The sequence below is a fragment of the Phycisphaerales bacterium genome (assembly GCA_016716475.1).
Taxonomy (GTDB): Bacteria; Planctomycetota; Phycisphaerae; order UBA1845; family Fen-1342; genus JADJWG01.
This window is the reverse complement of the sequence record JADJWG010000001.1, coordinates 1,067,066-1,081,499: the sequence shown is the minus strand read 5'-3', so window position 1 is coordinate 1,081,499 and position 14,434 is coordinate 1,067,066. Positions and strand designations below refer to the sequence as shown.

The window sequence follows — 14,434 nt, the reverse complement described above, 5'->3', positions numbered from 1 at the left end:
CGCCTCACAGGGCAGGGCTATAGTGCGCGGCGGCCATGAGTTGTGTTCGACATGGGCCATGGCCGGGTCGGGCCCCGGCGACGGATGGAGTGTGGTTTCGCGGGCTGTGGAGCGGCGCGCCACGCGGTCGGATTGCACGCTGGCACTCTCGCTGGCAGGTGTCCGACCCAGGCATTCCGATGTCCGGCACGCTTGGAATTTCGAGGCCGAAGGATGAGCGAGGCGGCAGGACAGCGCCGCGACGGCTCTTCGAGCGGGAGCGCTACCGCTCTATTCGCGTCGCTGGGGGACGTGCTTCTCAAACTTCCTGAACCGGAACGGTATCGGCAACTGGGCGCCTTTCTCACGGAATTGGCGGGTCAGCAGGAGACGCGCAGTCGGCCGCCATCGGCTGATGGGGATGGACTCGGCAAGAAACTTCAGCGTCTGGGTGAAGAAAAAGCGCAGCTTGAAGATGCCTTGGCGCAGGCGCGGGCCGACCTCGCCCTGCGCGAGAAGCACGCCGAGGCCGAACGGACGCGGAGCCAGGAACTCGATCGCATCGTGGCCGAGCAGCGCAACCGGCTGCAATCCGCCCAGGAACGGATCACGGAACTCGAGAGCAACCTGACGGCGAAAAGCGAGGCGCTGTACGAGGCGGAGAACCGGCTCGAGGCGGCCACAATCAAGCTCCAGCGCCTGGAAAAACAGACGGGGGACACCGCGCGACAGGACCGCTTGGAGGATCAGAATCGCGACCTCGCCCGGCAGATCGAGACCGCGCGGACCGAGTTGGAGCAATTGCGCAAGGACAAGGATGCGGCGATCGAGGAATTGCGGGGCAAGGTCGTCCAAGCTGGAGCCGCCCAGGGGGCGGAATCGGGTCAACTCCTCATGCAACTTTGGGATCGGCTGGCCCGGGCCAAGCCGCACCTCGCCACGGGCGGGGCCGAGCCGCCCGTTCAAGCCGCCGAGCGACTGTTCGATGCGTTCATCGAACTGACCCGTTTCGTCCATGAGTTCGACCTCGGGCTGCGGCCGTTCCTCGGAAACATGATCAAGCACAACGCCGCGCTGGCTCGTCCGTGGGATGTGTATGCCCGCTCGCCGGGGTTGCTGGACGTGGTGCGCGAAGTCATCGACGCCACGGCGGGCAAGCCCGCCGGCGTGCTGAAGATGCGGCTGATGGCGCTCCAGCGGTGGACGCTGGCGACGCTGATCGCTTCAGACACGTCGCTCGAATCGGTTGCGCCCGAATTGGAAACCCAGTTACGCGGCCCACTCGGAATGGAAAATGATCCAAATCGGCGGGTGCGCGACTATTTACGTGATGATGGGAATCATCTCTTCCAGCAGCACATGCGCGAGCTGCGCAGCAGCAAGCTGGCAGAGGCGTACGCACACGGGCAGGGAGGTGCCGCATGAAAACACGAGGGCGCAGGCGCAGGACGGTTTCCAATCGTGGGCTGCTGCTAGCGACGCTGGGGCTGCTGCTCCAGGTCGCACCCGGCTGTGGCCGCACGCTGAAGATCGGCCAGGACCTCTACATCAATACGGCTCCGCACGCGAATCGGCCGGAAGCTACCCGGACCGGCGAGCCGCTCGAAGTGACTGTAGTGGTTGTGTACGGTGAGGATCTGCAAAAACCCGGGAATGAGCTGTTGCGACCCGGTTCGCAGATCACTTCGCGGGACTGGTACGCCCGCCGCCCGCAGCCGGGTGGTGAGAGTGCGGGCCGGACCTTTGACCTGCCGAAGTCGCAGATCTACGTCCTGACGAACGACCCGGACTACTTTGGCAAGCACATCGGCAGTGCTCTGCGGGGTGGTAAGCTGGACGGCGAAACCCCGATTGAGAAGAAGAATGCGATCGATGTGCGGGCCGGTGCGCTGCACAGCAAGGACACGGTGATCTACGTGTTCCCGCGGTTCATCAATCGCGAAGGCGTTGTGCTGCCGGTGGCTCCCGCGACCTTCCACCCGCCGGGCGCGTATGAAGCGGAACTGCACGTGCGGATCGGCGTGCGCCCCGGGCAGCCGCTGGACCAGGCGCAGTTCATTGAAGTGCTTTCACCGCGCAAGCTCTAGCTGCCGGTGTGGCGCGTGCGAGTCGGGCTGCTCGCAGGCGCACAGGGGCCGCGCCACGGGTGTGGCGGGTTCGGAAGGAACGGGACTGCGGAGTCGCCGCGTATGACGTTCTGGACGGAGATCCACTGGTACGAGGGGATGTTCCTGCGGCCCCATCATCTCCAGGCGGCCCAGCGCCGGCTGGAGACGCTTGTGCGCGCGGCGCAGGAAGCGGTCATGCCTTTCGCGTGGGGCTTCGTCGAACTTGAGATCGCGGAAGAACCGCTGGAGAACTGTGTCCTGCGACTGGACCGGTGTGTGCTGCGGCTGAAGGACGGGACGTGGGCGCACGTTCCGGACAACACCGAGGTTGCGCCGTTGAACTTCGAAGCCGCGCTGGATGCCGGTGGGGGAGCCGTCGAGGTCTATTTTGGCGTGCCGCAGATGCAGGAGGTGCGGGCCAACGCGGTTTCCCTCCAGGAGCCGGACCGGGTGGACGGCACGCCGCGCTACGAGCCGCACGCGCTGACGCGCCGGGATGAGAACACCGGCGCTAATCCGCAAACCCTCTACGTGCGGCGGATGCGCGGGCGATTGTTTGCCGCCGGGGAAGACATGACCGGTTTCGAGGTCGTACGGGTCTGCCGCTTGAAACGCACCGATCGCCCGGGCGCTGTGCCGGACGTGGACGAACTCGGCGCGGGACCACTGCTGGCGGTGCAGGCCGACCGTGGCCTGAGCCAGTTACTGACCTCGCTCGCGGATCAGGTGGAGGCCAAGAACGAGGTACTTGCCCGCGAGGCCCGTGAGACCCAGATGGCCTTCACGGACGGGCTGGGAGCGAACACGGAACACCTCCTGAAACTGCACGCGTTGAACGGTGCGCGGGCCGCGCTGCGCGCCTTGTTGCAAAGTCCCCTGGTCCATCCCTTCGACGCATTCGGCGCGCTGGCCCGGGTTATCGGTGACGTGTCCGTCTTTGGTGAAGACCTCGTCCCCGGTGCGCTGCCGGCTTACGACCACGACCGGCCGGCCGAAGCGCTGGACCGCCTGCGGCGGCGCCTGCTGCTGCTGCTGGATGCCTTGCGGCCGCTGGCCTACCTCTCGCGGCAGTTCGTGCGGAAGAAGGATGAGCGCGGGCGCGATGGCCTCGAAGTGGAGCTCGACCGGCAATGGATCGACGAGAACCTCGACATGTACGTCGGCCTGCAGTGTGACGACCGCGATGTGGACGAGTTGTACAAGCACATCCGCAACACGTTCGACCTGAAGCTGGCGTCGCCGAAGCGCTCGCCGCGTATTGCCGGTACGGCGGTGAGCGGGCTGCGCCTGCAGATCAAGTCGGTTCCGGCCGGGGTGCTGCCGCGGCGGACCAATCTGCACTATTTCCGCGTCGACAAGACGATCGGACCGGACCGGACGGACTACTGGCAGGAGTGCGAGCAGGAACGCGGCATCCGCATGAGTCTGCGGGAGGGGCAGATGGCGGCGCTGGAGCAATTCCGCCCGACGTTGTACGTGTGCATGAAGGGAAGTGGGCGATGAGCGAGCGCGAAACCGGACCGGCCCTCCGGATGACCGAAGTGTGCTGGCCGATTATCGACTATCTCGTGAACTTCAGCCGGCAGGTGAAGTACGGGCACCAGCCGGCGTCGGAACAGACGCGTTACGAGCTGCTGTCGGCGCTGCGGGATGCCGAAGACCTGGCCCGACGCGATCCGGCCGCGGAGCGGCTGTGGGATGACCGGGTTAAGGCCATGATGGTCTACCTGATCGACTACCGCATGGTGAATACCAACTGGGACGGACGCGACTACTGGTTCGACAACCGCTTCGAGACCGACCCGGAAATCCTCGATCACGTTGAATCACTCGGTGGTGAGAAGTTCTTCGAGGACTGCGACGAAATCCAGAAGGAGTACGAACTCGCCGAGCGCCGGCAGCGTCGCGACGTGGCCGAACTGGCCGAGCTGCTGGGACTGTACTTCGTCTGTCTGCGCCTTGGATTCAAGGGGCAGTACCACGATCGGCCGCAGGAATTGGCGGACTATACGCGGCGGTTGTTCACCCGGTTGCCGGCGTATGCGACCACCCGTTCGAAGGAGATGTTCCCCGACGCGTACCGCCACAACCAGGAAATCAAGGTGGACTACAAGCTGGGGCTCAGTCTGACGCTCGTCGTGGTGATCCTGGCGCTGGTGATCGGCACGTCACTGATCACGTTCCGGGTCGCCTGGCACCGGGCGGTTGTCGACATCCAGAAGGCCGAAGCGGCTTGGGACGCCACCACGGCGGCCGCAGCCCAGGACTCCTGAGGAAATCAGCACCCGGGCGCCCGCCGCGAGCGGGTGAACCGTGAGGTTGTGCGATGAAGAAACTGGCGGAATGGTTCAAGGCGCTGCCTAAGGAAGTGAAGGCGCTCCTGGCGGTCGTGGGGCTGGCCTCGCCCGTGGGCGCGATCTTCTTCCTGCACCGGTACGTGTTTCCCGGCGTCAGCATCGTCACGGTGGTCATCGGCGTGGTGCTGGTGGTCATCGTGGTGGCCCTGCTCGCCATGGGCATCACGTGGCTCTTCGGGCGCAAGAGCAAGGCCCGTGCTCGGAAGATGGAGCAGGAGCTCGCGGGCTCGGCCGCGGGCCCGGTATCCATGGACCTGCGTGCCGCGATCAAGTCGAACAACGAACGCTTCTTCGGCGCAATCCGCGAGATGCGCAAGCTCGGCATCAGCGTCTATGACCTCCCCTGGTACGTCGTGATCGGCGATTCCGGCTGCGGCAAGACCAAGCTGATCAACGAAGGCGGCCTGACCTTTTCGACCGGCAAACCGGAGGGTTACCAGCTCGGCACGCTGAACTACAACTGGTGGTTCACCGAGGATGCGATCTTCGTCGACATGGCCGGGCGGCTCTGCAATCCCCAGGAAGACTCCGACCGCCGCGAATGGGAAGCCTTCCTCAATACCGTCTCCAAGGGCCGCAAGGGCTACCCTATCAACGGTGTTCTGCTGTGCGTCTCGGCGGAACACCTGCTGCAGGAACCGCCTGAGCAGCACGAGGCCGACGCGAACACCATGCTGGAGCGCCTGCGCGACCTGCAGGGCAAGCTGGGGGTGACCTTCGCGACGTACCTGGTCATCACCAAGTGTGACAAGATCGTCGGCTTCATGCAGTTCTTCGACCGGGCCGAGCGCGACATCACCATCAAGAACCAGATCTTCGGCTGGTCGCGCCCCGGCGACTTCAGCGAGCTCTACGAGCCGGAGGGCTTCGCCAGCGATTTCAATGAGCTGTATGGGCGACTGCACGAGCTTCGCCTGCGCCGGCTCAACGACGATGCCGACGAATTCGAGCTCGGCATGGCCTACAGCTTCCCGGAAGAATTCCGCGAGCTGCGCGAACCGCTGCACACCTACATGCGGACGCTGTTCCCCGCCATCAAGAGTCCGCGGGCGGTGAAGAACCTGATCTTCCGCGGTGTGTACTTCACCAGCGCCACACAGCAGGGCGGCCTCATCCTCCGGCACCTGGCCGAGCGCCTCGGCGCCGATGCGGCCAGCCAGTTGCCACCGCTGGAAAGCATGTATCCGCGTCCGCGTCCGCACTTCGTGAAGGACCTGCTCTTCCGCAAAGTCTTCCCGGAAGAGGGGCTGGTCTTCCGCAACGAGCAGGAAGTGGTCCGCAATCGCCGCCTGGCCCGCCTGCTGGCGATCGGGACGGGCGCGGTGGCCGTGGTCATGCTCGTGCTGCTGATCGTGAGTTCACTCCAGTTCGGACGGCTGATCACCGAGCCGCGCGGGCGCGCCCAGTCCGCGGCGGAGCTGCGCGGCAAAACGGCGGAGTCGCTGCCACTGCTCACGCAGCTCGGGCAGGACGTCTCAACCCTGCGCAGCAGTGTTTGGCCGGTATTGCTGTCGCTCGGCCTGGGTGCGGATGCGCCCGCGCGCGGTCTGACCGACATCCAGTTACGGCTGTTCGAAGACAGCATTCTCGGGCCGACGCTCGAACAGACGGAGCGCGTGCTCCGCGAAGGGCGGGTGGCGCGTCCCGGCGAGACCGCGGCGCCGGGGGCCTGGCCCTATACGGTGTTCGAGCCGGCGCTGCGGACCTATCTCACGTGGTACGGCTGTGCCCGGGGCCCGGGCCGGCCCGAGGGCTACGACTTCGCGGCGTACGAGGCGCTCGCCGCCCTGATCCCCACCTCCGCGGATCCGCTGGGCACGAAGCGCAGCGAGGTGGCCGATGTGGCCCGAAATTACTTCACCACGGTACAGGGCCGCGAGGGCTGGCATAATCCCGTTCGGGGCTTGGCGGATGAGGTACGTTCGGCCGCAGCGCTGCGCACCGGCCTGAAGGCGTTGCACGACCACCTGGAGTTCTACGCCACCCTCGGTGCGCAGCATCCGAATCCTACGATCGCGGAGTGGATGCGCATCCGGGATGCCGCCGCGCAGATCGAGCGCTCGTATGCGGCCATCCTGGTAGCGGCGAACCAGCCGATCCGCACGCAACAGGAGCTGGAGACCTTCCGCACGACCTTCAACACGGAGTACGCGTTGCTCACGCAAGCCGTCGACGGTTGCACCTGGCGCGGCCCGTCCGAAGGTGCGATCCGGCGCATCCCGCAGTTGCGCGACACGGTGTTGGCGCAGCGCGGCAGTGATGGCGCGGAGGGCGCCGCGGCGCCGACGGCTGCGCGTCCTGGGCAGTGGCTGGAAGTGCGGCGCAGTCTGCGGACGGCCTACACCCGCTGTCGGGCGACACCCGCGAGCGATGATGCCGTCATCGGATTGTTGAATGCCCTCGTGGTGGGTGACGGGCGCGATTTCCGCGGCCTGGATCGGGTGCTGGCGGAGAGTCTGCGGCAGGCGGGCCTGGCCAGTCGCGAGTACTTCCCCGAGTTTTTCGGGCCCGAGTTCACGAGTTGGGTGCAGGAGGTTGATGCTGAATACGCCCACATTCTGACGCTGGTGCGCGGTGCCGACGCGGGGCGCGACGACGCCATCGTAGTGAACCCCGCCCTGCGCGAAGTGATTCGTCCCGTGCTGGACCAGATACACGGGCAACTCGCCGCGCTCGGGTCGGGTGGTACCGATCTGGCGACGGCCGCCGCCTGGGCGGAGCAGATGCAGACGGTACTCTTTCCGCCGCCGGCCGCAGGAGGCGGTGAAATCCCCGGCCTGGCGCAACTCGACCCGCGCTGGAAGCCGCAGGAACTGCAAGCGCTCAATCGCACCTACCGGGACCTGATCCGCAAGGGGGCCGGCACGGCACTGCTGCGCACCATGGAGGCCATGCTGAGCGCGGCCGGTGCCTGGGGTGCGGGTGAAGTGGCATCCAACTGGCGCAGTACCCAGCCATCGGCATACTTCATCCCCGTGCCGGCGGCCGTCGAACGACCGCGCGCGCCGGAGACGCCCCCGACGGCCCCCCCTCCCCCAACGCCCGGCGGTCCACCGCCGGTGTTGCCGACGGGCGGAGCACCGCCCAGCCCGGTGCAGCCGAGATCCGAGGCCCCCACACCCGCCGACCGCCCGGCGGGCCAAGGGCAGATCCCGGCCTGCGCATCCCCGGACTTCCTGAACGCACGGGCGCTCGAAGTGGTGCAGCTTACGCGTTTTCTTGCGGACTTCGGCGGGCATGTCTACTTCATGGAGGACGAGGCCACGACGCCACTCCACCAGCGCTGCGCCACGCTGGTGAACGCGGCCTGGAAGAAGTACTGCGATAGTTACGTGGCGGCGTGGAGTACGGCATACGGCGGTATCCGGCTGCCTGCACTCGATCGCCTCAGCCAGGTGGAGCCGCGCTGGGAAACCTTCGCGGGGCAGTTCCGCCCCCCCGCAGGGGGTGGGTTGACGGCCCGCCAGGCCGTACAGGACGAGTTCCAACCCGCATTCGCGGAAATCATCCGCGCGATTCGCTGGGCCACGTACCTGCCGGAAAGTGGCTGGTGGTTGCAGGCGCCCGATGACTATTACGGCGCCCAGAAGCGCGCAGTGGCCCAGGCGTATGATGATGCGCTGGCCGTGCATTGGGCCCACGGCCAGTTTGCGCGGCGGGCCGAAGCGCCGGCGGCGGCCGGCAGCAATATTCCGCGCCCCTGGGAAGCCACAGCGGCGGAGTTCACCGCCCGGTGGGGAGCATGGTGCGAAGCGGTTGCGGCCGTTGCGACGCTTCCGCGGCGATTTGATGAGGCGCCCGGGCGTGGTGTGCCCACGCTCTCCGGGGTTCCGTGGGAGGGATTGGCGAATCTGCGCAGCGAAACACAACTCGGTGACGAACTCCTGACGCAGCGGCTGGTCGAATTTCAGCAGCGGGCCCAGGCCGTGCTCGATGTGGAGTTGACCTCTATTTATGTCGGCTTGCAGGACGAGGCGCTTGGCCGGGTCGCCCCGTATCGGGGCTGGCCGTATTTGAACGAGGCGGGTACCGGTCTCACCGCCATGGACACGGTGGCGTTCGAGGCCTTTCGTGATCTGCTGATGCGCATTCAGCGAGCGGAGGAGTTGCTCGGCGCGCTGGAACAGGCCCTGCCCGAATCGGATGTCCGCCGGCGGCGTCTCGCATTCCTCTCGGGTAGCACGCAGTGGCGACGCTTCATGGGTCTCGATGCGCAGGGCGCACCCGCCCCGCTGGATGTCATTGTGCGCACTTCAGACCCGCTTGGTGAGCCGGCATCACAGGAGCGCGTCAACGACAGTGCGCAGCACTACTACCGGCGGGTGGAACTGAACATCGGTCTGCGGCTCCAGGAAGCGGGCGACCGAGGTGCCGTACGACCGGTCGAGTTCGAGACCACGGCGGCGGCGCGGGCTGAGCGGCGGCAAACAGTCTGGGAGTGGTCCCGGGCGATCGATCTGCCGGAATTGACGTTCCAATTGATGGACGGTCTCCAACCGGAAAGGCAGGACTTCCGCTATCCGCCGATCAAGCCACGGGTCCTGGGGCGTCCGTCCGCACTGGCCTTGTGTGCCTTCCTGCAGCGCTACGGGACACGGCACGAGGGCACCTGGCTGGTGACCTTGGGCGTCAATCTTGCGGAGAAGTTCCGCGAAGCGGGCAACCCCGAGCTGGTGGCCCGACTGCCGCGGCAGGACATGGTTGTGGGCGAACGGTTTCTGTTTCAGCTCCCGCAGGGTCGGGATCTGCCCGAACCGATCACCCCGCTGGAGCCGGCGGTCCTTCCGCCACGGTAGGCGCTCGGAGCGCCTGAAAGCTGGGCAGACCGTCGCAGTTGGGTCGCACGAACGCGTGCTCGGGCCGAGCGCGTGAGGGCGTCATGGGCTGGAGCGATCTGTTTCGATCGAAATCGTCACGATTGGAGCCCGATCCGCGCTTGCGCTGGTTTGGCAAGCTCCCGACGTACGCCGACTATTACAGCTCGGCAACGGACGTGGATTGGGCCGTCGAGTTCCACGACTGGCTGCTCAAGGGCGTAGAACTGCACCTCAGTCGTGCGATTGGCAGCCGGCGGGTTCCTTCGGCCCTGCTGATGGTGCGACTGCCGAAGGGCAAGATGACCGTGTTCGCCACCTTGCAGGACTACGGTGGTGACATGCGCGGGCGGCCGTTTCCGCTCGTGTTCTATACCGCGGTTCCGACGGCACTCTGGCCGGGGCCGACGAGCGATGCCATCCCTGCGGCGGTGCGTGTTTTTGAGATCCTCGGCAAGCAGTGGGATCGCGTGTCGCGGTTTTTCAACGCGCCGGGCCGGTTCGAGGCGGTCTTTGGGGGGCAGGAACTGAATCTGGACGAGTTGGCTTCGGCGGCGCAGGACGGCGCGTGGGCCGCGGCCGCCCGCCGGTTGTCACTGGAGCAGTGGTTCGAAGCCGCCCGGCCGGGGCGGGAGGATACCAAACTCGCAGATTGGGTATCGCTGGTCGCGCGCTGGGGCCAGAGCATCGCGCAGTTAGAGAGTGAGGAATTCGAGCCGACGCTGCGGTTCCCGTTGGCGCCGACCCTGCCGCTCGAAGTGCAGATTGCCGGATGGATGCGCTGGCTCGAGCGGCGCATGGCCGTCGAGAAGCGCGCGCTCTCGCTCCTGGTGACGCCCGATGAGGGCGGCTCTCAGGCGCGGCTTAATGTCGTGGCGCGTGAGCTGGTGGCCGACGATTTTCTGTTATTGACTGCGGCGGGCGCGTCCCTTTCGTACGTGGACGACCTCTGCCGGGTGGCAGAGCGTCCCACGGGCTCAGGTGAATCTGAACCGGCCACCGCCGCGGAGGCGGTGCCCACGGTGGCGCCGACCCCTGTGGGAACCTGGGCCGACCTCATCGAAGCGGAGAATTGACAAGGGCTTGCATGCAATGGGTGACAGGGTATGATAATGATTCGGGTCCAAATCACGTGATCAGCGCGATGCTTCCCAGTGCTTTGCACCGGGAGTGGTATTCACTACCTGTCGCGCCTGATTCGGCCGCGTCCGGCGGTGAGCGGCAGCGCAGTACGCGCGGTTACGGCGGCAATGGCCCGTTTTTTTGTTCTGGGCGGTATCTGTCGGTCCCGGCTTGGCCATGTAGTCGGCAAGGACAGCGCGTCTGATGCCACAGTACGACGAACAGCCCATTCTCGCGCTCGGAAAGACGCCGATCCCCGGCAGTGCTCCGGCCGGCTCCGACGTTGCCGACGACGAGGACTACCTCCTCGTCCAGGCCGAGATGGCCAAGCTGGACCGCATCGACCTCGGTGACCCGGACTGGTTCCAGATCGAGTCTGCCACCCTCAACTTGCTCCAGAACAAGTCGAAAGATGTCGAGATGGCGTGTGCCCTGGGGTACGCGCTGTTTCGCAAGCATCGCTACGCGGGGTTGGCCGCTACGCTGGGCATGTTTACCGACCTGGTCAAAACCTTCTGGGAAGACCTTTTCCCAACCCGGCCGCGCCGCCGGAAGGCCCGGATCGAGTCCCTTTGCGAGCAGCTCGTCGAGGCGAACTGGCTGCGCGATGCGCCGCCCAAGCCCGATGAGTTTGATGCGCTCGATCTCACACTGGAGCGTCTCACCACCCTGGAGGAAGCGCTCAAGGAGCGCATGCCCGACGAAGAACCAGACTTCAACAAGTTCCGCCGCAAGTTGAAGGACATGCAGAAGGAGCGGCCCAAGCCGGCCGCGCCGGCGCCGGCGCCGGCTGCCGCTGCGCCCGAAGGCAGCGCACCGCAGCCCGCGGCGGTTGCGGGCGGTGGTGCCGGATTCGCCACGGGCGAGGTGCAGGATGCGAGTGGGGCAATCCACGCGGTGCTCGCGGCCGCCACTTTCCTGCGCAAAAAAGATGCCGGCGAACCCCTCGCCTATACGTTGCCGCGCGCGGTGAAATGGGCCCGCGTGGGGTTACCACCGTCGGCGGAGGCCCGGCGGGATATTCCCGCTCCCGACAAGAACCTGGTGGAGGGGCTCGAATTTCAATTTGCCAACGGGGTGTGGGAACACCTGCTCACCAATGCGGAGGGTGCCTTCCGGGTCGAGGACCCGCTTTGGCTCGATCTGCAGCGCTATGTTTGTGCCGCGTTGCTCGGCCTTGGGCCGCAGTTCAACGACGCCCGACTTGCTGTGATGGCGATGACTGGAGCGCTCGTGCAGCGCCTCGGCAGCGGGGTGTACGACCTGACCTACAAGGGGGGGCGGGCGCTGTGTAGCGGCGAAACGCGAATGTGGCTCGAGGCAGAGGTGCTGCCCACGAAAGGCGGCGGCGGTGGGGGCGGGGGTGGCGCAGCAAACGGTAAATTGACGGAAGCCACCGACGCGGCCCGCAAGCTGGCCGCCGGCGGCAAGCTGGCCGAGGCCGTTGGCAAGCTCCAGGCCGGGCTGGCCGAATGTGCCCAGCGGCGCGATCGCTTTCTCTGGAAGCTGCACATCGCCGAACTGTGCTACGAGACGCAGCGGCTGCAACTCGCCGCACCGCTCCTCGAAGAATGTGCCGACGAAATTAAGCGCTACCGGATCGACGAGTGGGAGCCGGGGCTCGCGGCCCAGGTGGCGCACACGCTGTACCGTTGTCGCAAGGCCCTTGCGGCCGCGGAGAAAGAGCCCCACTCGGAGGCGCTCGCGCGGGTGCGCGAGTCGTATGCCTGGTTGTGTCAATTGGACCCCGTGGCGGCCCTGGCCGCCGAGCCGGCCGGCCGGTGACGGCCGGCGGAACGCTTTGAAAGGCGCCCCCCACCTGCGTGGGGGGTTCAGCAAGCTGTAGAGGAGTCGAGTCATGGCCAAGGGACCGTCGAAGGCGCGGGAATCGCGCGTCAACATCGTCATTTCCGACAAGTTGAAAGGCGGCGCGGAGCCCGAACTGCCGTTCCGTATGCTCGTCATGGGGGATTACACGCTCAAGGGTGACAAGCGGCCGATTGAAGACCGCGTGCCGGTGGACATCAGCAAGTCGAATTTTGACTCGGTGATGCAGAGCTTCAACCTGTCGCTCGACCTGAGCGTCCCGGACCAGCTCACGGGCACGGGTGAAATGCCGGTCTCGTTGAAGTTCGGCACCCTGAAGGACTTCCGGCCGGAGGCGATTGCCCGGCAGGTGCCGCAACTCAAGAACCTGCTCGAGTTGCGTGATGCGCTCAAGGCCCTGCGGCCGACCATGGGCGACAAGGCGGCCCAGCAGAAGCTGGCGGAAGCCATCAAGGATCCGGCCGTGCGGGAGAAGATCCTCGGGATGCTTGCGCAGCCGGAAGGTTCGGGGGAAGGCGCCACGCCGAACGCGTAGCGGTGATATGCCGGGAAGCAGTCGCGCGGCCACGGGCCGTGTGTAGAAGGAGAAAGGCGACATGGCAGAACAGCCACAAGCAGCCCCGCAGGCAGCCGCGGGCGCGCTCGATACCACAGCGGTCGATGCGTTGATCGATCAGCTCGATCTCGATCATGAATACATTGACCTGTATCGCAAGGGCATCGCCGGCCTGGTGCAGAAGGCGGCGGGCCTCGATCTCGAAAAGGTTGCGCTGAACAAGCAGGTGGTCGACGACTTCATCGCCGAGATCGACCAGCAGCTCAGCGCGCAGATCAACGTGATCCTCCACAACGAGCAGTTTCAGAAGCTCGAATCTTCGTGGCGCAGTCTGTGGTACCTGGTGAGCAACACCGAGTTCCGCGCCAACATGAAGATCGAGGTGCTGAACACGACCAAGGAGGACCTGCTCGAAGACTTCCAGGACTGCAAGGACTGGCAGAAGTCGGGCCTCTTCAAGACGGTCTACCGCGACCAGTACAACACTTTCGGCGGCAACCCGTACGGGTTGATGGTGAGCAACTTCGACTTCGACTACCGCAATCCCGACGTGGAGCTGATGAGCGAGATCGCCCGAGTCGCGGCGGTGGCGAAGTGCCCGTTCCTGGGTGGCGCCAGCCCCAAGATGTTCAATAAGAACATGAGCGACTTCAGCAGTCTGCCGAAGCTCGCCGAAATGTACGAAATCTTCGAGCAGCCGATGTACACGAAGTGGAACTCGTTCCGTGATTCGGACGATTCCCGGTACATCGGCCTGGCGATGCCGCGTTTCCTGCTGCGGGCGCCCTACACGGTCGAGAACCAGGATGTGAAGGAGTTCGTCTTCGAGGAAGACGTGCGAATGCAGAACCACGAGCGGTATCTGTGGGGGAATGCCTCGTTCGCCCTCGCCAGCCGCATGACCGAGAGCTTCGCCAAGTACGGCTGGTACAACGCGATCGTCGGGCCGAACAGCGGCGGCACCGTGCCGAACCTGCCGCTGCACCAGTACGAGGCCACCGGCCAGTACCATACCAAGATCCCGACCGAGACGCTGATCTCGGAAGACATGGACGTGGACCTGTGCAACTTCGGCTTCATCCCGCTGGTCATGCGCAAGGGCAGTGACAATGCGGCCTTCTTCGACGCCCCGTCGTCGAAGCGCGTCGGGAAGTTCCCGGACACGGCCGAAGGCAAGGAAGACGAGACGCGCGCCCGCCTGGGCATGTCGCTGCCGTACCTGATGATCCAATGCCGGCTGGCACACTACCTCAAGGTCATTTGGCGCGAGAACATGGGCCGCGTGATGGACGCCCAGAAGATGGTGGGCGAGATCAACACCTGGCTGAAGCAGTACGTGCGGCAGGGCACTCTCGACGACGAATTGGCGGCGAAGTACCCCCTGAAGGAAGTGCAGGTCACCGCGGAACCGGTCCCCGGCAAGCCGGGCCTGTTCAAGTCGGAAATCCAGATGATTCCGCACTTCAAGCTCAAGGGTGTCGAGGTTCAGCTTTCGATGGTGGGCCAGTTCGACCCGCCGCCCCAATAGCAGCAGTCCGCCGCCGCGCTCGCCACCGGGCGGGCGCGGTGTCCGGGCGGACCGGCCGCGGCATTTTTATGGAAGAAATGGCTGCCGGCCCACCTAGTAGTAAGTGTTTCGGGTCTGTCCAGTGAAGAGGCCGACTAACCCAT

The 14,434-nt window shown here is 65.6% G+C and carries 9 protein-coding genes; all 9 read left to right on the top strand.

Going from position 1 to position 14,434, the window contains the following annotated elements; genetic code table 11:
* Positions 1-213: 213 nt before the first annotated feature.
* The 9 genes from IPM18_04470 to tssC all read left to right on the top strand — a co-directional run bounded on the left by IPM18_04470 (position 214) and on the right by tssC (position 14,291).
* Complete coding sequence (locus tag IPM18_04470) at positions 214-1,404, top strand: hypothetical protein (GenBank protein MBK9118844.1); 1,191 nt, start codon at positions 214-216, stop codon at positions 1,402-1,404.
* Positions 1,401-2,066 (top strand): hypothetical protein, encoded by a 666-nt coding sequence (locus IPM18_04465; GenBank protein MBK9118843.1) that lies wholly within the window; start codon positions 1,401-1,403, stop codon positions 2,064-2,066. Before IPM18_04470 ends, IPM18_04465 begins: the two co-directional genes overlap by 4 nt.
* 102 nt (positions 2,067-2,168) lie before the next feature.
* Positions 2,169-3,590 (top strand): type VI secretion system baseplate subunit TssK, encoded by a 1,422-nt coding sequence (tssK, locus tag IPM18_04460; protein MBK9118842.1) that lies wholly within the window; start codon positions 2,169-2,171, stop codon positions 3,588-3,590.
* Complete coding sequence (locus IPM18_04455) at positions 3,587-4,360, top strand: DotU family type IV/VI secretion system protein (GenBank protein MBK9118841.1); 774 nt, start codon at positions 3,587-3,589, stop codon at positions 4,358-4,360. The genes tssK and IPM18_04455 overlap by 4 nt, the downstream gene beginning before the upstream one ends.
* A gap of 53 nt (positions 4,361-4,413) precedes the next feature.
* Positions 4,414-9,240: a hypothetical protein gene (locus IPM18_04450; protein MBK9118840.1), complete on the top strand. Its 4,827-nt coding sequence runs from the start codon at positions 4,414-4,416 to the stop codon at positions 9,238-9,240.
* An 83-nt stretch (positions 9,241-9,323) separates the two neighbouring features.
* Positions 9,324-10,334, top strand: coding sequence for a hypothetical protein (locus tag IPM18_04445; GenBank protein ID MBK9118839.1), 1,011 nt, complete (start codon positions 9,324-9,326; stop codon positions 10,332-10,334).
* Positions 10,335-10,584: 250 nt separating this feature from the next.
* Positions 10,585-12,165, top strand: a complete 1,581-nt coding sequence (gene tssA, locus IPM18_04440; GenBank protein ID MBK9118838.1) for a type VI secretion system protein TssA — start codon at positions 10,585-10,587, stop codon at positions 12,163-12,165.
* Between the two features lie 73 nt (positions 12,166-12,238).
* Positions 12,239-12,742 (top strand): type VI secretion system contractile sheath small subunit, encoded by a 504-nt coding sequence (gene tssB, locus IPM18_04435; protein ID MBK9118837.1) that lies wholly within the window; start codon positions 12,239-12,241, stop codon positions 12,740-12,742.
* Positions 12,743-12,803: 61 nt separating this feature from the next.
* Complete coding sequence (gene tssC, locus IPM18_04430) at positions 12,804-14,291, top strand: type VI secretion system contractile sheath large subunit (GenBank protein ID MBK9118836.1); 1,488 nt, start codon at positions 12,804-12,806, stop codon at positions 14,289-14,291.
* Positions 14,292-14,434 lie beyond the last annotated feature (143 nt).

What these genes read in the sequence shown, in the direction of transcription:
- IPM18_04450 (MBK9118840.1), top strand. Translation starts at nt 4,414, where the DNA reads ATGAAGAAACTGGCGGAATGGTTCAAGGCGCTGCCTAAGGAAGTGAAG.
- tssC (MBK9118836.1), top strand. Translation starts at nt 12,804, where the DNA reads ATGGCAGAACAGCCACAAGCAGCCCCGCAGGCAGCCGCGGGCGCGCTC.
- tssA (MBK9118838.1), top strand. Translation starts at nt 10,585, where the DNA reads ATGCCACAGTACGACGAACAGCCCATTCTCGCGCTCGGAAAGACGCCG.
- IPM18_04445 (MBK9118839.1), top strand. Translation starts at nt 9,324, where the DNA reads ATGGGCTGGAGCGATCTGTTTCGATCGAAATCGTCACGATTGGAGCCC.
- tssK (MBK9118842.1), top strand. Translation starts at nt 2,169, where the DNA reads ATGACGTTCTGGACGGAGATCCACTGGTACGAGGGGATGTTCCTGCGG.
- IPM18_04465 (MBK9118843.1), top strand. Translation starts at nt 1,401, where the DNA reads ATGAAAACACGAGGGCGCAGGCGCAGGACGGTTTCCAATCGTGGGCTG.
- IPM18_04455 (MBK9118841.1), top strand. Translation starts at nt 3,587, where the DNA reads ATGAGCGAGCGCGAAACCGGACCGGCCCTCCGGATGACCGAAGTGTGC.
- tssB (MBK9118837.1), top strand. Translation starts at nt 12,239, where the DNA reads ATGGCCAAGGGACCGTCGAAGGCGCGGGAATCGCGCGTCAACATCGTC.
- IPM18_04470 (MBK9118844.1), top strand. Translation starts at nt 214, where the DNA reads ATGAGCGAGGCGGCAGGACAGCGCCGCGACGGCTCTTCGAGCGGGAGC.